This window comes from Dyadobacter sp. CY261 (assembly GCF_021440085.1).
Classification (GTDB): Bacteria; Bacteroidota; Bacteroidia; order Cytophagales; family Spirosomataceae; genus Dyadobacter.
In genome coordinates this window covers 136,905-155,500 of the sequence record NZ_JAKCPW010000006.1, presented here as the reverse complement: position 1 = coordinate 155,500, position 18,596 = coordinate 136,905, and the positions used below count along the sequence as shown (strand labels likewise).

Here is an 18,596-nt window from a genome sequence, read left to right as displayed (position 1 = left end):
TTTAAGCTAGCACGTCCTGAGCTAGTTTTTTCAAATCAAGATCACCAAATGTGCCGGAACTCATTAGCAGCAAATTGGCATCTTTCCATGTAAGCGATTTCAGGAAAGCTGCTAGTTCGGATGAATCGGTGAAAATTTTCAGGTCATCACGCTTGAATGCTGTTCTGATGTCTTCTTCCGACAAACTTTCAAGCCTTTTGTGTTCCAGAGTCAGCGGGTTGTAATAGACAACAGCAATGTCTGCCGCCTTCAATTTGCGGCGATATTGTGACAAAAAGACTTTGTTAAGGCTGCTGAAAGTATGCAGCTCCGCGCATGCGACCAGCGTTCTCTCCAAAAATTGCTCCTTTAAAGCACTTGTGGTTGCTTCTACCTTAGAAGGTGCATGCGCAAAATCGCGGTACACATTTACGGAACCATTGCTTCCCAGCAGCTCCAGCCGCTTGGACGCTCCTTTGAACGTACTGATAGCCAGATAAAATTCTTCATCCGTGATACCCAGTCGTTCGCACACCTGACGGGCACCGCTGATATTTTTCATATTGTGACTACCGAAAACCAGCACCGGAACTTCGCTCTTTTCCGCGGTAATCAAGATTGTTTTGTTGTCCTCGATCCGGTGTGGATGCACATTATAAGGTATGCTTGCGACATCCGGACGTTCTTTTTGTCCGATCACATCCAGCATGTCGTCCGTTTCGTCAAAAATAATGGCGCCTGCCTTAGGTAGCGAGTCGGCCAGGAGCTCGAACTGCTTTACATAAGATTCCCAGGTCGGGAATACATTGAAATGATCCCAGGCTATGCCGCTTATCAGCGCAATATGGGGTTGGTAATGGATAAATTTCGGCGTCGGGTCGATGGGCGAGGTGAAGTATTCGTCTCCCTCGATCACAATCAACGGGGCATTCTCAGCAAGCCTAACCATATTGTCGAAGCCCTCTATTTGTGCACCGACTAGGTAGTTGAAGTTTCTCTTATTGACTTTCAAAACATGCAGTACCATCGACGTGATCGTCGTTTTCCCATGGCTGCCTGCGATCACCACCCTTTGTTTGTGCTGGCTTTGTTCAAAAATATACTCGGGATAAGAATACACTTTTATTCCCAGTTCCTTCGCCTTTGCAAGCTCGGGGTTATCCTGCCTTGCGTGCATACCGAGTATCACTGCGTCCAGATCGGCTGTGATCCTTTCGGGAAACCATCCTGTAACCGCAGGGAGCAAGTCATATTGCGCCAGCCGGCTGGACGACGGTTCATAGATTTCATCATCCGATCCGGTAACAATGTACCCTTTTAAATGCAATTCGATCGCCAGATTATGCATCACGCTGCCACCGATCGAAATGAAATGTATTTTATGCAAAGATGAAGTTTGACTCATTGACAATTCTAAAAACTGATTCAGTTCGAAAGTTAGCAAGATTTGATCTTCGGGCAAATCCCGCCCATGAGCTATTTCCCGGCTTCCTTTACAAACATCCCATTTTCTTGTGCGCCATCTGCCCGTATTAGTCCGGTGACGCACGAACCGGTGGCCAAACGTTGTATGTCGGTTAAGGCACAAAAAAAGCGCTCACTTTGACGTGAGCGCTGACTAACTGAAATTACAAACTGACTAAGCCAGTTTCTTGTATTTGATGCGTTTGGGGGTGGCGTCGTTGCCGAGACGTTTACGACGGTTTTCCTCGTATTCAGAAAAGTTTCCCTCGAACCAGTAAACCTGTGAATCCCCTTCAAATGCGAGAATATGCGTTGCCACACGGTCCAGGAACCAGCGGTCGTGGGAGATAATCACCGCACAGCCTGCAAAGTTTTCCAGGCCTTCTTCTAATGCCCGGAGCGTATTCACGTCGAGGTCGTTGGTCGGCTCATCGAGCAGCAATAGGTTACCGCCTTCTTTCAGCGTCATAGCCAGGTGTACGCGGTTACGCTCTCCACCCGACAAAGTTCCAACCTTTTTCTCCTGATCGCCACCGCCGAAGTTGAAACGGCTCACATATGCACGGGCATTCGCTTGTTTGCCGCCGAGCATAATCCAGTCGTTGCCATCCGAAACGCTTTGATACACCGTCTTAGCAGGATCCAGGTTGTCGTGTTCCTGGTCCACATAGGCCAACTGCACGGTATCACCCACATCGAAATGCCCGGTAAGTGGTTTGAGCTGGCCGGTGATGAGTTTGAACAAGGTGGTTTTACCGGCCCCATTTGGCCCGATAATGCCGACAATACCATTTGGGGGCAATGCAAAGCTAAGATTTTCATAAAGCAGCCTGTCGCCGAATCCCATCGAAACATTGTGTGCCTCGATTACCTTGTTGCCAAGTCTGGGGCCTGCGGGGATGAAGATTTCCAATTTTTCTTCTTTCTCCCGGCCTTCTTCGCCAAGGAGCCTTTCATATGCACCCAGCCTGGCCTTAGATTTGGCCTGGCGTGCTTTTGGTGCCAGTCGCACCCATTCCAGCTCGCGCTGCAATGTTTTCTGGCGTTTCGATTCGGTTTTTTCTTCTTTTTTCAGGCGTTCCTGCTTTTGTTCCAGCCAGGAAGTATAGTTGCCTTTCCAGGGAATACCTTCGCCCCGGTCGAGTTCCAGGATCCAGCCGGCCACGTTGTCGAGGAAGTAACGATCGTGAGTAACCGCAATAACAGTCCCTTTATATTGTCTTAAATGTTCTTCGAGCCATAGCACAGATTCGGCGTCGAGGTGGTTGGTAGGCTCATCGAGCAAGAGCACGTCGGGCTGGCGCAGCAGGAGGCGGCACAACGCGACCCGGCGCTTTTCACCCCCTGAAAGAGTAGAGATCAATGTATCCGACGGTGGGCAGCGCAAGGCATCCATCGCGATTTCAAGCCGGTTGTCGAGGTTCCAGGCGTCCGCTGCGTCGAGTTTTTCCTGCACTTCACCTTGTCTTTCGAGTAATTTGTCGAAATCCGCGTCTTCCGCACCGAAGGCCTCGTTGATTTCGTCGAATTCTTTCAGTAGGTTCACAATTTCTTGTACTCCTTCTTCAACAACCTCTCTGACGGTTTTGTTGGGGTCAAGCTTAGGTTCCTGTTCGAGCATTCCGACCGAGTAACCCGGAGAGAAAACCACATCGCCCTGAATATCCTTGTCGATGCCGGCGATCACGCGAAGGAGAGTTGACTTACCGGATCCGTTCAGACCGAGTACACCGATTTTAGCACCGTAGAAAAAGGATAAATAAATGTTTTTAATAATATGTCTGTTGGGAGGAATGATTTTGTTAACCCCCGACATTGAGAAAATAATGGTTTCGTTACTCATTTTTTGTTTAATTTGTGCGTAACAAATATCGTTATATATCCCTACACTTAGCAGATAAAAAAAATTGAAAGAATGGAAAATGCCACATTGAATGATGAATACGGCTACGTTAAGGACAGCAAAGTATTTTTAAAGGGGTATCTGGATTTCCCCGACCGGCAAATTGGAGAAGTAAAAAGGACTGAGCAGGAAGCGATTGACTATTTTAAGAATCGTTTTAACATTGTCCTGAACAAAGTGGAACAGCTGGAACGCGAAATAGATGAAGCGCTTAATAAGGGCTCCTATCTTACCAAACTGATCCAGTTACAACGCAAGCTGAAAGGTTTTGATGCATTGGGTGATTTTGTCCCCCTCCTGAAAAGGCTCGAAGAGAAAGAAGAATATCTCAAAGGTCTGATCGAGGTGAATCAGCTTAAGAACCTGGAAATCAAACGTGCATTAATCGAAGATGTGAAGGTTGCTGCTGCTGTTACCGATTATGCCACAGCAACGGATCAGATACAGGAAATCAAAGCCAAGTGGATCCGCACAGGCCCGGTTGAAAAAGAGTATCAGGAAGAAGTAGAAACTACATTCCAGCAAATACTAGACGATTTCTTCCAACGCCGCCGCGACTATTTCGACGAGCAGAACAAACTCAACCAGTATCGTATCGAGGAGTACGAAAAGCTTATCAAGATCACTAAAACGCTTAGTTATGCGAGAGATCTCGACGAAGCCTATCAGAAAGCAAGGGATGTTCGTAATGCATGGAACAATATTGGAGAGGTTCCGCCAAAGCGCTTTTTCAAAGTAAACAAGGCGTACCGTCACTTCCTAAAACTGTTTTACGATAAGTATAACGCCGCGAAAGGCATCGAACCGAAGGTACGTGTAGACCCACGCGTGCTTGAACAGCAGAAATTGCTGGCACAGGCAGAAACGCTATTGAGGTCGCCGGATATCATTGAAGCATCACAGGAAGCGAAAGTATTGCTCAGCAAGTGGAAAGAGATTAAAATTCCTTTCAAACTGGCCGACAAGGAGCTTGCCGAACGCTTCAGGATGATTTGCGATAAGATATTCGAATTGAGCTACCTGGCTCGGGTGATCAGCCGCAAATATCCGGCTTTCGATCTGAAAAGCCCAGAAGAACAGCTTCGTACCAAATACCGAGAGCTCGAATGGCTTACCAAACGTGAAAAAAGCGATCTGGAGTTTGCGCAATTGGAATTTGACCGCACAGCTACTGGTGACCCGGAAGTGGACAAACAAGCCGCAGGCCGCATCAACATCCAGAAACGCAAGGTGCAGATGAAAGAGCGGATACTGATCGAATTCGAAAGAAAATTAAAGGCTATTACCGGGTGACGCTCACCGGCTAATGCCGCATAGAAGATTTATTGATCACCAAATTGGATTGCAATACCCTGGTCTCAAATTCGGCCGGGGTATTTTTGCTTTCAATAAGATCCAGCAATAGTGAGGTGGCTTGCTGACCCATTTCAAATGACGGCTGGGTTACCGAACTCACCGGCGGATCGAGGAGAGAAGACATGGCAATGTCACAAAAACCGACGACCGCGACATCGTCCGGCATTTTGTAGCCCAGTTGCCGTAATGCCCAATGGATGCCCATGGTAATCCGATCGCTGGCGCCGAAGATCGCGTCCGGGCGTTCGCGCAAAGCCATGAGCTGGTAGGTACGCTCGGTCCCGCCTGCCTGTGTGATCTCGCTATGCAACACCCATTCTTCCTGAAAATCGATTCCGTACTTTCTCAGCGCGTCTTTATAGCCCTCCAAGCGGAAGCGTGTAATAGAGACAGGTTTCGGCCCGGCTATGTGTGCAATGCGTCGGCAACCTCTCTTTATAAGATGCTCAGTAGCATCGAAAGCGCCTTTGTAATCGTCGACCCGCACTTTATGGGTCTGCATGGCATCGCTCACGCGGTCGAAAAATACCACCGGAATGCCCTGTTCCTGTAATGATGCAAAATGGTCGATGTTTTCCGATTGGCTCGAAATGGCCACTACCAGCCCATCAACACGCCGGGAGGCGATGTGGCGGGTGGCGGAACGCTCCCTTTCGAGCAACTCATGGCTTTGGTAGATCATCGTGTGGTAACCGCGGCTATAAGCGATATCCTCCACACCGCCGATCGCGGATGAATAAAAGCGGTTCGCAATATCCGGTACGATCACCCCGATGGTTTGCGTCCGGTTCTTCAAAAGACTGATCGCAATGGGATTAGGATAATAGTTCAGTTGCTCGGCCAGGTCTATCACCTTCTGTTTCGTTTCTTCACTGATTTCGCTGCTGTCACGCAGCGCCCGCGACACGGTCGACTTCGAAATGCCTAACTGCCGCGCAATTTCTTTAATGGTGATAGAAACCTTCTTCATAGAGTCATATAAAAATAGTACAATCTTTCAAAAAAATCCCGGAAATACACCAGCGGTCAATAGTTGCACCAACTACCGGATAGCGCACAAAGTTCCGGGAAAAATTACGGGAACGGGAACGGTTCCGGGAACGGTTGCGTAGATTAATTGCTTTTTTTCAAGATTTATTTTTGTGTATCAACGAGCGAGTGTGTAAACTAGGTAAATCATCGACGAAGTCAGAGGGCTAACTACCACTACAATTCCAGGAAATTTTCTATAATTAACCTAGCTCAGTTACATGGAGACAAATTCACTTACAAGTACATTACCATCGGCCGGTTCTCAGAAAAGTATACTGGAAACCCTGTTTGGCAGAGTGGTGACTAACGGTGATTATAATGCCTTCCGCGAGTTGTTCACACGACATTACCGGTCGCTTTGCAATTATGCCATGCGCGTGGTGGTTACCCGGGAAATCGCGGAAGAAGTAGTATCCGATGTATTTGTGAAACTTTGGAAAAATCGCGAGCAGATTGAGGTGCATACTTCTTTTCAGGCTTACATTTACAGAGCTGTGCGCAATCAGGCCCTTGATTATCTGAAATTGCGTATTCACCGGCAAAATGAACGGGATTCGCTGGAATCGGTGCAGTGGAATATGACCCACGCCGACCATTTTTCACCCGCGGAGGAATTGTCGTACAACGAATTTTACTCGCATATCGAAGGTTGCATTCAGGCTTTGCCGCGCCAGTGCCAGCTCATTTTCCGCCTGAGCCGGGAAGAAGGCCTCCGCTACCGCGACATTGCGGAAAGATTGGAAATTTCAGTTAAAACAGTAGAAACACAAATGAGCCGCGCATTGAAAGTGTTGCGCGAACGTGTGCCGGAGCATAGGTTGGTGGCATAAATTCCGCGGTCAGCATTCGGTGGTCACTTTAAGTTTTTGTTAAATAAAATTATAAACACTGGGCCAATGGCTGAAAACCAAAGGCCAATGTACCTAAAATGGCATTAGAACAAACCTGGCGTTGGTTCGGGCCTAACGACCCTGTTTCGTTGCAGGATATCCGTCAGGCCGGCGCAACCGGAATCGTAACCGCATTGCATCACATTCCCAATGGTGAAGTTTGGGAAATTGAGGAAATTCAAACGCGTAAGAAACTGATCGAAGACGCCGGCCTGGCCTGGTCGGTGGTTGAAAGCGTGCCGGTACACGAGTCGATTAAGACACGGACAGGGGATTTTGAAAAACATATCCTTCATTACCAGCAGTCGCTCCGCAACCTCGGACAATGTGGTATCGACACCGTTTGCTACAATTTCATGCCGGTTCTCGACTGGACGCGCACCGATCTGGACGCACCGATGCGCGATGGATCGACAGGTTTACGGTTCGATGCAACGCAGTTCGCCGCATTTGATCTTTATCTGTTGGAAAGGCCTGCCGCGCAGGAATGGTATACCCAAGAGCAGAAAAAGACTGCTAAGATCTGGTTGGAAACCTCATCTGAGCAGGAAAAGCAAAGGCTCGTCCGCAATATCATCGCCGGATTGCCCGGATCGGAAGAGAGCTTTACCATTGAGGAATTCAGAAAGGTTTTGGAAGCCTATGCGCATATCGGCGACCTGGAGTTGCGGACGCATTTGTATCAGTTTATACAAGCCATAGCGCCGGTTGCGGAAGAGGCGGGCATCAGACTGGCGGTCCATCCGGACGATCCTCCCTATCCGATCCTGGGTTTACCGCGGGTTGTGAGTACCGAAAATGATGCTGAATTGTTGCTCAAAGCGTACGATAACCAGGCTAACGGCATCTGTTTCTGTACAGGTTCATATGGCGTACGTCCCGACAATGATCTTGCAGGAATAGTTGACAGGCTGGGGAGCAGGATCCATTTTATCCACCTCCGCGCTACCAAACGCGAACACGACGGCAGCTTTTTCGAAGCCGATCACCTGGATGGCGATGTCGACATGTATAGCGTAATGAAAGCGTTGGTATTGGAGCAGAAAAGGAGGGAAAATGAAGGTAGAACCGATTTGAGAATGCCTTTCCGTCCTGATCATGGCCATCGTATGCTCGACGACCTGTCGGCCACGAAGCGGACAAACCCGGGTTACACAGCCATTGGGAGGCTGCGCGGGCTTGCAGAGCTGCGCGGGCTCGAATACGGGATAGAAAGAAGTTTGTGATTGTAACACAATAGCAATGGAAACAATAAGCACTGCCGTTCAAAAAACCTTTATTTCCGAAGACTTTCTCCTCCGTTCGGAAACTGCGCGCATTCTTTATCATGACTATGCGAAGGAAATGCCGATCATCGATTATCATTGCCACTTGCCGCCTGATCAGATCGCGGAAGACAAGCAGTTTGAGAACCTGACGCAAATCTGGCTTTACGGAGATCATTACAAATGGCGGGCCATGCGCGCGAACGGGATCAATGAAAGGTATTGCACCGGTGATGCGAGCGACTGGGAGAAGTTTGAACAGTGGGCGGCAACGGTACCGTACACGATGCGCAATCCACTTTACCACTGGACACATCTCGAACTGCTCCGCTACTTCGGTATTGATATTCTATTAAACAAAAATACAGCCAGAGAGATTTACGAGGAATGTTCAGCTAAGTTGCGCCAACCCGACTATTCGGTAAAAAGCCTGCTAAACCGGATGAATGTCAAAGTAATCTGCACCACCGACGATCCGACGGACCCGCTGAATTTTCATAGCCAGATTAGTGACAGCGGTTTCGATATCCGCGTTTTGCCTACATTCCGGCCAGATAAGGCGATGCTTCTGATCGATTCGCCGGAAGATTTCAAACAGTATTTGGCCAAACTATCCCAAGCAGCGGGCGTGGGTGGGATTACCAGCTATGAATCGTTGCTGGCAGCGATGCAAAACCGTCACGATTTCTTCGCCGCAATGGGTGGCCGTTTATCCGATCATGGTTTGGAGCACATTTATGCTGATTTCGATGAAGCTGCGGCCCGCGAGGCATTTGCGGCTGCATGGAGAGGCGAAAAGCCTACGGCAAGCCAGTCATTGGCTTTCAAATCGGTGTTACTGTATGATCTGGCAAAATTGGATCATGCCAAAGGCTGGACGCAGCAGTTCCACCTGGGTGCGTTGAGAAATAATAATGAGCGAATGCTCCGTGAACTCGGCCCGGATACCGGCTGGGATTCTATCGGCGATTATAGCCAGGCGCAGGCGCTTTCCAGATTTCTGAACAAGCTCGACTCGACAGATCAACTGGCGAAAACGATTTTATACAACCTCAATCCGGCGGATAATGAAGTGCTCGCCACCATGACCGGTAACTACAATGACGGTACTGTTGCGGGTAAAATGCAATTTGGCTCCGGCTGGTGGTTCCTCGATCAAAAGGATGGCATGGAGCGGCAAATGAATGCACTTTCAAATATGGGCCTGTTGAGCCGTTTCGTAGGCATGCTTACAGATTCCCGTAGCTTTCTGTCATACCCTCGCCACGAATATTTCCGCCGCATTCTCTGTAATCTCATCGGTCAGGATGTCGAAAACGGTGAGCTACCGAATGATATCCAGTGGCTGGGCAAGATGGTGGAAGGCATCAGTTACCATAATGCCAACAAATATTTTGGGTTTTGAGAAAAATTCGAATTTAAATACACTCACAAAAGAATAGCCCGGACATTTGTTTTGGGCTATTTTAATGTTAATACGTAATTTTAGCCGATAATCATCTTTCAATGGCCCGTCAGGGAGCTCATTCTTTGGCAAAACGGGCAATAGTTTAAAATATGGCTCAGATTGTTTCCTTTGGAGAAGTCCTTATGCGGCTTTCCACACCTGGTTTTTCCCGTTTTGAACAAGCCCGTCAAATGAATGTTACTTATGCCGGTGGCGAAGCGAATGTTTCGACTGCTCTCGCATATTGGGGACATAGCACGGCGCATGTAACCCGTTTCCCTGACTCGCCCATTGGGCGGGCGGCAGCTCAATATCTGCATTTTCACGGCGTCGATACCTCACATATCATTTACGGTGGTCCGCGTATGGCCCTTTATTTCCTGGAAACTGGTGCATCGCTTCGCGGCAGTCAGATCGTGTACGACCGTGCCAACTCATCCCTGGCGACGATCGATCCTAAAGAACTGGATTGGGACAGCATCCTGAAAGACGCAAAGTGGTTTCACTGGGCGGGCATTACACCTGCACTGTCGCAGGAGGCCGCTGATGCATTGCTCGATGGCATCAAAACCGCTCGCAAATATGGACTTACGGTTTCCGGCGACATTTTCTATCGTGCCAATTTGTGGAAATATGGTAAAAAGCCATCCGATATTCTACCCGAACTCACAGCCGGAACCGACGTTGTGATTGCGAACAGCATCAATATCAAAGAGATTTTCGGCATTGATGGAAACGATTTTGTCGAATCCTGCGTCAATTTACAAAAGGCTTTCCCACAGGTTAAAACAGTGGTGGATACCAAGAGGACGTCGATCAGTGCATCGCATAACTTACTTCGCGCATTTTTGTGGAATGGTAAAGCGCTTTTGGAAACCGAAGACATCGAGATCAACCCCATTATCGACCGTGTCGGGGGCGGCGACGCATTCATCGCGGGCCTGATCCACGGACTGATTACCTTCGATGATCAGCAGAAAGCACTCGAGTACGGTGTGGCGGCTTCCGCATTGAAGCACACCATCGAAGGCGACGCATTGATTTCGACGATCGACGAAGTAGAAGCCATCCGCCAGGGAGAGACCTCAGGAAGAATCAAACGCTAAGCAGCCATTTGCCAAAAATCATGGATAAAGAAACAACACTGATACTTTTGAACGAAGTAGGCGTTTTGCCACTGTTCTATCACGCAGATATCGAGATCGCCAAAGAGGTGGTCAACGCGGCTTATCGCGGCGGCGCGCGCGCGTTCGAATTCACCAACCGTGGCGACAATGCCTATAATGTATTTACCGAGCTGCTGGCTTATACCAAGGAAAGTCTACCCGGTTTGTCGCTGGGTATAGGCACGATTTACGATGCGGAAACCGCGCAAAAGTTCATTGATGCAGGTACTGATTTTATTGTCACGCCATGCCTGAATCCGGCCGTCGGACAAGCTTGTGTGAAAGCTGGTATCCCCTGGATTCCAGGCATTTCTACATTAACCGAAATCTACAATGCACAACAGGCCGGTGCCGAAGTAGTGAAGCTTTTCCCGGGAGAAGTGGTTGGTTCTGCCTTTTTAAGAGCTATCCGCGGGCCAATGCCAAAGGTGAAGATTATGGTAACCGGTGGCGTGCAACCCACCAAAGAAAGCATTAATGAATGGTTCGGAGCGGGTGCCTATGCGGTTGGTTTAGGCTCAAACCTGTTCCCGAAAGACGTTGTTGCCGAAGGTAACTATCCCTGGATCGAGCAAAAGGTCGCAGAGAGCATCGCGCTCGTGAAGGAGTTCAGAGCGAATAGCTGATTAGTATTCCAAAATATCGCTCAGGCGTGTGGAGAAACCCATAAGTACTTCACCGCCTGACAGCGTTTCATCAAAAGTGCGGGAATGATTTCTTTTCAGCCGTGCTGAGTGCATTCCAACGATTAATGTGAATCCAGGCTACATCCGGTACCCGCATGGATTTGTCATTAAGGAAAAACGCCCCGTTCGATTCTATCACTTTACCTGCCTTGAACTTGCTATTCCAAAGAGCTATTTCGGCGAGTAATTCACTGTTATCAGAACTGCCAAGGAGAAAAGTAGGTGTTATAGTGATGTGTAGTTGGCCATGTTCATCACGCTCTACATTAAGGTCCGGGTTGGCCATGCAGAACGCGACCAACTCTTCGTCGGTAAAGTATGGATGGGCAGGTATGTTTAATGGAAGAACCATAATGTGCTTTTTCCCGAATATAAGCATTTGGTAGTGTGAAAGTCAATTGACTTTTTCCAGCATTATTTTGTAACTTATAGGGCATTTAGCCGTGACATATTATGCTTATAGCTGCCCTCATTTTCTCGACGATATTGTTTTCGCTGGCCTTTATTGTGACGCCTGGTAATGCCCGATATCTGCTTTCGGGGTACAATATGATGTCCGAAGCCGATCGTGCCAAGTTTGATATCAATTCCTATCTCAAATTTTTTAGCCGCTTTCACGTATTTCTGGGCATTAGCCTCATCACGGGTGTGGTGGTGCTGAACATATTCAATGCCAATTGGGCCACTGTTTTCCTAATTATGTACCCGCTTTTGGGCTATGTGTATATGCTGGCCGTGGGCAATCGGTTTTACACAGGAACCAGTGGCCAGCGAGTGGGCACCTATGTTGGAATGACCATATTATTTGTCGTGACTATCGGAGTGGGTTTTATGCTCTTCTCCGAAATGCGAAACAGCGAAATATTCCTGACCGACCGGGCGCTGGAAATCAGAGGAGCGTCGGGCATGATCATTCCACGCAACGAAGTGACCTATTTTACCATTACCGATAGTATTCCCAGTATTTCCAGCAAAGCCAACGGGTTCTCCGGCGGCAATTTTTCGAAAGGTTCATTCAAGACCGACGATGGTCGGGTAGTGAAGTTGTATATTAATAAAAAATCCCATCCTTACCTGTTCATAAAAACAGTTCGGGATGAGATCTATTTTAGTTCCGATGAAATATCGGCTTTGGCGTTGCTGAATCAGCTTAAAGACTGGAAGTCCCGGTAACGATTGGCTCGGTCATGTGGCCTTTTACGGCGTCCGCAAAGCCTGGCAATAATGTCAGGTCGGTATCCCAAAGTGAAACATCGCTCAAAACCTGCTGCGCCAGATCGATCGGTGACGCGGCATTCTGCCATTTTTCATCAAAATAAGCCGCCGAATCGCAACGGATGGAGTAGGGCTGGCCGTCGCGTTCACCATAATAAGCACCATCTTTGTGCACAATGGGTTTCATGAATTTCAGAAACGCGGCAAATCCTTTTGCAAACAATGCTGGTACTTCCTCCGACTTTTGGTAATGGTTCAGAAGCGTCGGAATGTTCCGCATTTTCATTTTGGCCGTATACTGAACCGTAATGTCGATGAGTTGGTGACGAATGAATGGATTTCGGAAACGGTCGAGTACCTGCCGCCCGAACTCCTGCGCTTGTGCCAGATCGACGTCATACGGAATCGACGGCGCCAGCTCTTTAAGCATTACGTTTTCTATAAATTGGGATGTTTCGGCATTTTCCATCGCCTCACGGACCGTGTCGAGGCCATGCAGGTAAGAAAGCCCTGATGCCAGCGTATGCGTTCCATTGAGTAACCTTAGTTTCAATTCACGGAAAAGGTCAATGTTAGGTTCAATCACAACGCCTTTGTCCGCTTGCGCAAAACTCAATACGTCACGCACCTGCTGCCCGCCTTCGATCGCCCAAAGCCGGTAAACTTCGGAGACGATCAGCAAATCGTCACGGAAGCCTTGCTTTTGAGAAAGCGCTTCAATGGTTTCAGCATCTGGCTTGCCCGGAACGATGCGGTCTACCAGCGAGCTGCAAAAATGATTATGCTTTTCAATCCAGTTGATAAAATCATCGTCCAGGCTATGTCTACGGGCCTGTTCCAATATAATAGCTTTGAGTTTTGGGCCATTGCCGACAATCAGCTCCGTTGGCACGATCACCATTCCTGATTCGGGCGTACCGTCGAATGCCTTGTAGCGTTCGAGCAGGTAGGCAGTCAGTTTGCCGGGAAAAGAGGCTGGTGGACTGGCAAAGATATCATCGTCGGTAAGCTGGATACCGACTTCGGTGGTATTTGATATAACAATATTGAGCTGCGCGTTGTGAGCGCATTCCTGAATTTCAGCCCATTCGCTGGCGGCTGCCAATGTACGGCTGATGCTGGTGTTGATGACTGCTTCGTCAATTTGATTACCATTCTCTATGCCACGGATGCTGTGAGAGAAAATGTTCTTTTGCTCCGAAAATGCGTCGGTCCCACCGGTGCTGGTTGATTTTACGACAACGATCCTGCCATTAAAGATGCCCTGCGCATTGGCCTTGTTTACAAAGTAATCGGGCAAACCGCGCAAAAGCACTCCGGTACCGAATTGGATGATTTTTTCAGGCAATGCAAGGAGCCTCCGGTAATCGGGAAGAAGTTCGGGCTGCTGGTCGAGCAGTTGCGGGGAAAGCTGCGGTAACGACATTTTCTGGTCAATAAAAGGTTCAGCACTAATGACGCCGTTTAGAAAGCGTAACCCCTAAACAAAAAGAGGCGCCTTTTGGGACACCTCTTTTATCTATTTTTTTTGAACTAAACAGTCATCGAAGCAAAGCCGCTTTCTTCCCTCTCTTTCTTTTCATTCGGGAAAACAAAGCTCATCGGATTGTTTACTTTCTCGGGAAGCAAAGCAATCCCGAGCACTTCATCGATCTGGTCTACATAATGGAAACTCAAATCTTTAATATAATTGGCTGGTACTTCTTCCACGTCTTTCCGGTTTTTCACACACAGGATAATTTCTCTCACGCCCGCGCGACGCGCTGCAAGGATTTTTTCTTTCACTCCACCTACCGGAAGCACTTTTCCACGAAGAGTGATCTCCCCTGTCATTGCGATGAACGGTTTCACTCGGCGTTGGGTAAATATCGATGCCATCGAGGTGACCATCGTAACACCTGCGCTGGGACCGTCTTTGGGAACTGCGCCGGCAGGCACGTGCACGTGCAAGTCATAATGATTAAAAATGCGGTAATCGATGCCAAGTCGTTCGGCATTGGCTTTGAGATAGGATAACGCAGCCACGGCGGATTCTTTCATTACATCGCCCAATTGACCCGACAAGGTCAGTCCACCTTTTCCACGGCTGAGGCTGGTTTCAATAAACAGGATCTCGCCGCCCACAGAAGTCCATGCGAGACCGGTAACTACACCAGCAAAGTCGTTATCCTGATACAGATCTTTATCAAAAATCTCTGCTCCAAGGTATTTCTCGACTTGTTCGGCTTTGATGGTTTTGGGATATTCCTGTTCCATCGCTACCGATTTCGCGATTTTGCGAACTACGGAACCTACTTTTTGTTCGAGATTACGGACGCCCGATTCGCGGGTATAGCCTTCGATCAGTTTCAGCAACGCGGAATCATCTATTTTGATATCAGTCGCTTTCAAGCCGTGGTCTTTCCGTTGTTTCGGGACCAGGTACCGTTTTGCAATCTGTAACTTCTCTTCGATCGTGTAGCCGGTCATTTCGATGATCTCCATCCGGTCGCGCAATGCGGGGTGAATGGTATCCAGCGAGTTCGCCGTTGCTACAAAAAGTACTTTTGAGAGGTCGTATTCTACTTCCAGATAATTGTCGGTAAATGACGAATTCTGCTCGGGGTCGAGGACTTCCAGCAATGCGGAAGAAGGATCGCCACGATAGTCGGAACTTACCTTATCGATTTCATCCAGGATGAACACCGGGTTGGCTGAACCTGCTTTCTTGATGTTCTGAATGATCTTTCCGGGCATTGCGCCGATGTAAGTCTTGCGGTGGCCGCGGATTTCAGCTTCGTCATGCACGCCGCCTAAAGCCATCCGGATATATTCCCGGTTCAATGCCTTGGCAATGGATTTTCCGAGAGATGTTTTACCGACTCCCGGGGGGCCATACAGACAAAGGATAGGTGCCTTCAGATTACCTTTCAGTTTCAATACCGCCAGATATTCAATAATGCGTTCCTTTACTTTTTCGAGACCAAAATGGTCGGCATCGAGTATTTTTTGCGCCCTTACGAGGTCGAAATTGTCTTTGGTATATTGTCCCCATGGCAAATCCACCAGCGTTTCGAGATAATTCATCGTTACCGGGTACTCGGGTGCCATTGGGTTGATCCGTTGCAGCTTGGTCAGTTCCTTGTCAAAATGCGTTTTTACCGAAACCGACCATTTTTTCTGGCTCGCTTTTAAGCGAATGTCGTCCAGGTCGCGCTCGGGGCTGTCCATTCCGAGCTCGTCGTGGAGCACTTTGATCTGCTGGCGCAGGAAATAATCGCGCTGCTGCTGATCAATATCCGAGCTGGCCTTGGTCTGGATTTCACGTTTCAACTCCAGCATTTCGATTTCTCGCATCATGTACTGGAGCAATAGGGTGGCCTGCTTGTGACCATTGCGCTCTTCGAGTAGTTTCTGCTTATCGGCCACCTCTACATTGATATTTGACGAGAGGAAGTGGATAAGGAAAATAGGGCTTTCGATGTTGTCCAGCGCGATACGTGCCTCTTGCGGAATCTCTGGATTGAGACGCATGATCTTGTGCGCACCATCGCGAAGCGATTGAAGCAAAGCTTTCGCTTCCTTTTTGGTAGGTCCAACAAATGAATCCTCAATCGGACGCACTTCGGCGGTCAGATATGGTTCTTCGTTTACGATCGCCTTAATTTCGAAACGCTGACGTCCCTGAACAATAATGGTTACATTGCCATCCGGCAACGTGATCATTTTCAGGATTTGCGCTACTGTTCCAACATTGTAAAGATCTTCGGCCGTAGGGTCTTCCTTATTCGGAATGGCCTGAGTGACGGCACCGAGAATACGCTGATTGATGTCGGAATTACGGTATATCTTTTTGACCAGGCGGATCGCTTTCTGGCGCACAACAGTAACGGGTATCACCATTCCGGGGAACAGCACTGTTTGCCTGATTGGGAGTATCGCTAATTCATTGGGAAGTTCAAAAGGCTCATCAGAGCCATCGGGGCCGCCAAGAGGAACAATTTCAAGGCTATCCATGTCCGAGTCGGACATTAGTAGCCTGCTATATAGATCAGAAGGTTCAAATTTCATAGGCATTCTGTCAAATTGACAGATAATCTTTTCCCAATATATAAATAATGACTTTCAAAAGAAAGGCATTATAAAACAAAATAGCCGTGCCACTACACATACTGTCATGCGATTTTGTGAGCGGTCACCAACTAGTTACAGTGAGTGAAAAGTCTGGCTTTTCTTAAATAAAAACGTCTTTTTTTCGGATTGAAATTTAACGTTAGTCATATTGACTTGATCGTCAAAAACTTCCATCAATGTAACATTCAAAAGCCTGCAACCGTTCAAAGCGCCCTGGAAAGGGATTTCCAGGTAAATCCACGTTGCATCCGCCTCCTGTTCTTTTCCAATGTATTTGATAATTGCATTTTTTTTCTGACTATCTGTCAATACAAATGATTTGCGAATGTAGTCTTCAACGAAGCGGTCATTTTGATCATTGTCCTTCACTACAAACCGCTCTTTGGAATGGCTTTGAGACAATGCTTTTTCCAGATCATCAGTAAAAATGCGGATACTTACTTCGAACGACCGGGAGGAAGAGTTGTACTGCATTTGTGTCACCGAAACATGGTAATCGTGGTTCGGTTTGAAAGAGAAAAGGAGGAGGGAGCAAAGGAGTAAAGGGTAGAAGGGGAGGAACGAGGAAAGGGAGGATGGAGACCATGGCTTTACTGACCGATTGACTGCATTTTCCCGCTCCTCCTTCCTCCCTTTCTCCACTCTCCCTCTATTTAAAAAACAGCTTTCCATACGTCGTTGAAAATGGCGAATGCCATCAGACCGAGAAGGAGTACCATACCCACCTTCTGAGCGTTTTCAAGGAATTTGTCGGATGGCTTGCGGCCTGAGATGATTTCGTAGGAGAGGATCACCGCATGCCCGCCGTCGAGTGCAGGAATTGGCAGCGCGTTCATGAATGCGAGTACCATGGACAACAGCCCGGTCAGCGACCAGAAACGGCCCCAGTCCCAAACGCCACCAAACATCCTGGCAATGCCGATAGGCCCGCTCAGCGCTTTGGAAGCGGAGACCTCGCCGCGGAATATTTTGCCAAAACCTTTGATATTGTTGTACACGACACCGAATGCGTTCTCCGTGCCAATGGCAACCGCCTGGCCAAGGGTATACTGAACGGTGGTGAAGTGAAGCAGTGTTTCAGGGTAAAAACCAAGGGTTCCTTCTTCGGAAACTGAGGCGCTTAGCGTTTTTTGTTCGGCACCCCTTTGTACTACCAACGGTGTTGTTTTGCCTTTTAGTTTTTCCAGCTCCTCCTGGAATTCGTGGAAAAAATGAACGGGCCTGCCGTTGATCGATATCACTTTGTCGCCAGTTTCCAATCCAGCCTTTTCGGCAGGCATTCCTGGAATCAGTTCACCGATTTTGAACGGCTCCAAAGGACGGATGAAGTTACGCTTCTCATCGGGATCAGACAGTTTTTCAATGAAGTTGTTCGGAATATCAATTTCCACCTCCTGGCCGTTGCGGCTTACTGTGTACGAGCTGTTACTGCCCAGAAACACATCCGAGCTCACCATATCACTGAAATCGGTGAATGGCTTGCCGTTGACGCGCACCACTTTATCGCCGGTTTTCAGGCCTATTTCCTGTGCAAGCTCACCAGCCACAATGCCATATTTGTTTACTTCGTTGATCGACAGGAATCTTTCACCTTCGTTATAAGCAATGGCAATGAAAATGATAATGCCGACAATTACATTGACGATAATTCCGCCGAGCATTACAATGAGACGTTGCCAGGCCGGTTTTGAGCGGAACTCCCAAGGTTGAGGCTCCTGGCTCATCGATTCCGTGTCCATCGACTCGTCGATCATCCCGGATATCTTTACAAAACCACCGAGTGGGATCGCGCCTATGCCATATTCTGTTTCACCCTTCTGGAAACTGAAAATTTTAGGAGGAAAGCCTATAAAGTATTTCTCAACCCTCATTCCGAACAATTTTGCGGCGGCCATATGCCCCCACTCATGCAACCCCACCAGGATCGACAGGCCCAGGATAAGCTGCCCTGCCATGATCAATATTTCTAATGCTTTCTGTAATTCCATTCAGGTATTGTAATCGTTACGAGTTAATTGTTACTGTCAACCGTTTTTGACCCGTTGACGGGTCAGTGTTAGAAACGTAAATGTAAACAGTA

At 48.1% G+C, this 18,596-nt stretch carries 15 protein-coding genes; 7 read left to right on the top strand and 8 right to left on the bottom strand.

Annotated elements, in window-relative coordinates; translation table 11 throughout:
* Position 1: 1 nt before the first annotated feature.
* A complete protein-coding gene (gene murC, locus LZD49_RS17905; RefSeq protein ID WP_255721065.1) occupies positions 2 to 1,384 on the bottom strand; it encodes a UDP-N-acetylmuramate--L-alanine ligase in 1,383 nt (460 codons plus the stop codon).
* Between the two features lie 234 nt (positions 1,385 to 1,618).
* The gene (ettA, locus tag LZD49_RS17900; protein ID WP_234668946.1) at positions 1,619 to 3,286 is read right to left on the bottom strand and encodes an energy-dependent translational throttle protein EttA; all 1,668 of its coding nucleotides are present in this window, start codon (positions 3,284 to 3,286) and stop codon (positions 1,619 to 1,621) included.
* A 72-nt stretch (positions 3,287 to 3,358) separates the two neighbouring features.
* On the opposite strand from ettA, the gene LZD49_RS17895 reads away from it, so the two are divergent.
* Positions 3,359 to 4,639, top strand: coding sequence for a DUF349 domain-containing protein (locus LZD49_RS17895; protein ID WP_234668945.1), 1,281 nt, complete (start codon positions 3,359 to 3,361; stop codon positions 4,637 to 4,639).
* A 10-nt stretch (positions 4,640 to 4,649) separates the two neighbouring features.
* On the opposite strand, the gene LZD49_RS17890 is transcribed toward LZD49_RS17895, so the two are convergent.
* Complete coding sequence (locus LZD49_RS17890; RefSeq protein ID WP_234668944.1) at positions 4,650 to 5,672, bottom strand: LacI family DNA-binding transcriptional regulator; 1,023 nt, start codon at positions 5,670 to 5,672, stop codon at positions 4,650 to 4,652.
* A 280-nt stretch (positions 5,673 to 5,952) separates the two neighbouring features.
* On the opposite strand from LZD49_RS17890, the gene LZD49_RS17885 reads away from it, so the two are divergent.
* The 5 genes from LZD49_RS17885 (at position 5,953) to LZD49_RS17865 (ending at position 11,128) form a co-directional block, all read left to right on the top strand.
* Positions 5,953 to 6,564: an RNA polymerase sigma-70 factor gene (locus LZD49_RS17885; RefSeq protein ID WP_234668943.1), complete on the top strand. Its 612-nt coding sequence runs from the start codon at positions 5,953 to 5,955 to the stop codon at positions 6,562 to 6,564.
* A 98-nt stretch (positions 6,565 to 6,662) separates the two neighbouring features.
* Positions 6,663 to 7,850, top strand: a complete 1,188-nt coding sequence (gene uxuA, locus LZD49_RS17880; RefSeq protein WP_234668942.1) for a mannonate dehydratase — start codon at positions 6,663 to 6,665, stop codon at positions 7,848 to 7,850.
* Between the two features lie 16 nt (positions 7,851 to 7,866).
* Entirely contained in the window at positions 7,867 to 9,294 is a 1,428-nt protein-coding gene (gene uxaC, locus LZD49_RS17875) for a glucuronate isomerase (RefSeq protein ID WP_234668941.1), read from the top strand.
* A 152-nt stretch (positions 9,295 to 9,446) separates the two neighbouring features.
* Entirely contained in the window at positions 9,447 to 10,442 is a 996-nt protein-coding gene (locus tag LZD49_RS17870; RefSeq protein WP_234668940.1) for a sugar kinase, read from the top strand.
* A 20-nt stretch (positions 10,443 to 10,462) separates the two neighbouring features.
* The gene (locus LZD49_RS17865) at positions 10,463 to 11,128 is read left to right on the top strand and encodes a bifunctional 4-hydroxy-2-oxoglutarate aldolase/2-dehydro-3-deoxy-phosphogluconate aldolase (RefSeq protein WP_234668939.1); all 666 of its coding nucleotides are present in this window, start codon (positions 10,463 to 10,465) and stop codon (positions 11,126 to 11,128) included.
* 70 nt (positions 11,129 to 11,198) lie between these two features.
* On the opposite strand, the gene LZD49_RS17860 is transcribed toward LZD49_RS17865, so the two are convergent.
* Positions 11,199 to 11,540 (bottom strand): Uma2 family endonuclease, encoded by a 342-nt coding sequence (locus LZD49_RS17860; protein ID WP_234668938.1) that lies wholly within the window; start codon positions 11,538 to 11,540, stop codon positions 11,199 to 11,201.
* 101 nt (positions 11,541 to 11,641) lie between these two features.
* Here LZD49_RS17860 and LZD49_RS17855 point away from each other — a divergent pair, with 101 nt between their 5' ends.
* Entirely contained in the window at positions 11,642 to 12,361 is a 720-nt protein-coding gene (locus tag LZD49_RS17855; RefSeq protein ID WP_234668937.1) for a DUF3784 domain-containing protein, read from the top strand.
* Here LZD49_RS17855 and LZD49_RS17850 read toward each other — a convergent pair.
* From LZD49_RS17850 to rseP, 4 genes are all read right to left on the bottom strand, one after another.
* The gene (locus LZD49_RS17850) at positions 12,339 to 13,829 is read right to left on the bottom strand and encodes a tagaturonate reductase (RefSeq protein ID WP_234668936.1); all 1,491 of its coding nucleotides are present in this window, start codon (positions 13,827 to 13,829) and stop codon (positions 12,339 to 12,341) included. The two genes, LZD49_RS17855 and LZD49_RS17850, sit on opposite strands and share 23 nt — an antisense overlap.
* A 107-nt stretch (positions 13,830 to 13,936) precedes the next feature.
* On the bottom strand, positions 13,937 to 16,453 hold the full coding sequence (gene lon, locus LZD49_RS17845; protein ID WP_234668935.1) for an endopeptidase La: 2,517 nt from the start codon (positions 16,451 to 16,453) through the stop codon (positions 13,937 to 13,939).
* 135 nt (positions 16,454 to 16,588) lie between these two features.
* Positions 16,589 to 17,158 carry a DUF6702 family protein gene (locus LZD49_RS17840; RefSeq protein ID WP_234668934.1) on the bottom strand — a complete coding sequence of 190 codons (570 nt, stop codon included), beginning with the start codon at positions 17,156 to 17,158 and terminating at the stop codon, positions 16,589 to 16,591.
* Between the two features lie 11 nt (positions 17,159 to 17,169).
* Positions 17,170 to 18,504 (bottom strand): RIP metalloprotease RseP, encoded by a 1,335-nt coding sequence (gene rseP / locus LZD49_RS17835; RefSeq protein WP_234668933.1) that lies wholly within the window; start codon positions 18,502 to 18,504, stop codon positions 17,170 to 17,172.
* Between the last annotated feature and the right edge of the window lie 92 nt (positions 18,505 to 18,596).

Coding starts and splice junctions, on each gene's coding strand:
- rseP (WP_234668933.1), bottom strand. CDS start 18,504: ATGGAATTACAGAAAGCATTAGAAATATTGATCATGGCAGGGCAGCTT.
- lon (WP_234668935.1), bottom strand. CDS start 16,453: ATGAAATTTGAACCTTCTGATCTATATAGCAGGCTACTAATGTCCGAC.
- LZD49_RS17860 (WP_234668938.1), bottom strand. CDS start 11,540: ATGGTTCTTCCATTAAACATACCTGCCCATCCATACTTTACCGACGAA.
- LZD49_RS17870 (WP_234668940.1), top strand. CDS start 9,447: ATGGCTCAGATTGTTTCCTTTGGAGAAGTCCTTATGCGGCTTTCCACA.
- LZD49_RS17885 (WP_234668943.1), top strand. CDS start 5,953: ATGGAGACAAATTCACTTACAAGTACATTACCATCGGCCGGTTCTCAG.
- LZD49_RS17890 (WP_234668944.1), bottom strand. CDS start 5,672: ATGAAGAAGGTTTCTATCACCATTAAAGAAATTGCGCGGCAGTTAGGC.
- LZD49_RS17895 (WP_234668945.1), top strand. CDS start 3,359: ATGGAAAATGCCACATTGAATGATGAATACGGCTACGTTAAGGACAGC.
- uxaC (WP_234668941.1), top strand. CDS start 7,867: ATGGAAACAATAAGCACTGCCGTTCAAAAAACCTTTATTTCCGAAGAC.
- ettA (WP_234668946.1), bottom strand. CDS start 3,286: ATGAGTAACGAAACCATTATTTTCTCAATGTCGGGGGTTAACAAAATC.
- LZD49_RS17850 (WP_234668936.1), bottom strand. CDS start 13,829: ATGTCGTTACCGCAGCTTTCCCCGCAACTGCTCGACCAGCAGCCCGAA.
- LZD49_RS17865 (WP_234668939.1), top strand. CDS start 10,463: ATGGATAAAGAAACAACACTGATACTTTTGAACGAAGTAGGCGTTTTG.
- LZD49_RS17855 (WP_234668937.1), top strand. CDS start 11,642: ATGCTTATAGCTGCCCTCATTTTCTCGACGATATTGTTTTCGCTGGCC.
- murC (WP_255721065.1), bottom strand. CDS start 1,384: ATGAGTCAAACTTCATCTTTGCATAAAATACATTTCATTTCGATCGGT.
- uxuA (WP_234668942.1), top strand. CDS start 6,663: ATGGCATTAGAACAAACCTGGCGTTGGTTCGGGCCTAACGACCCTGTT.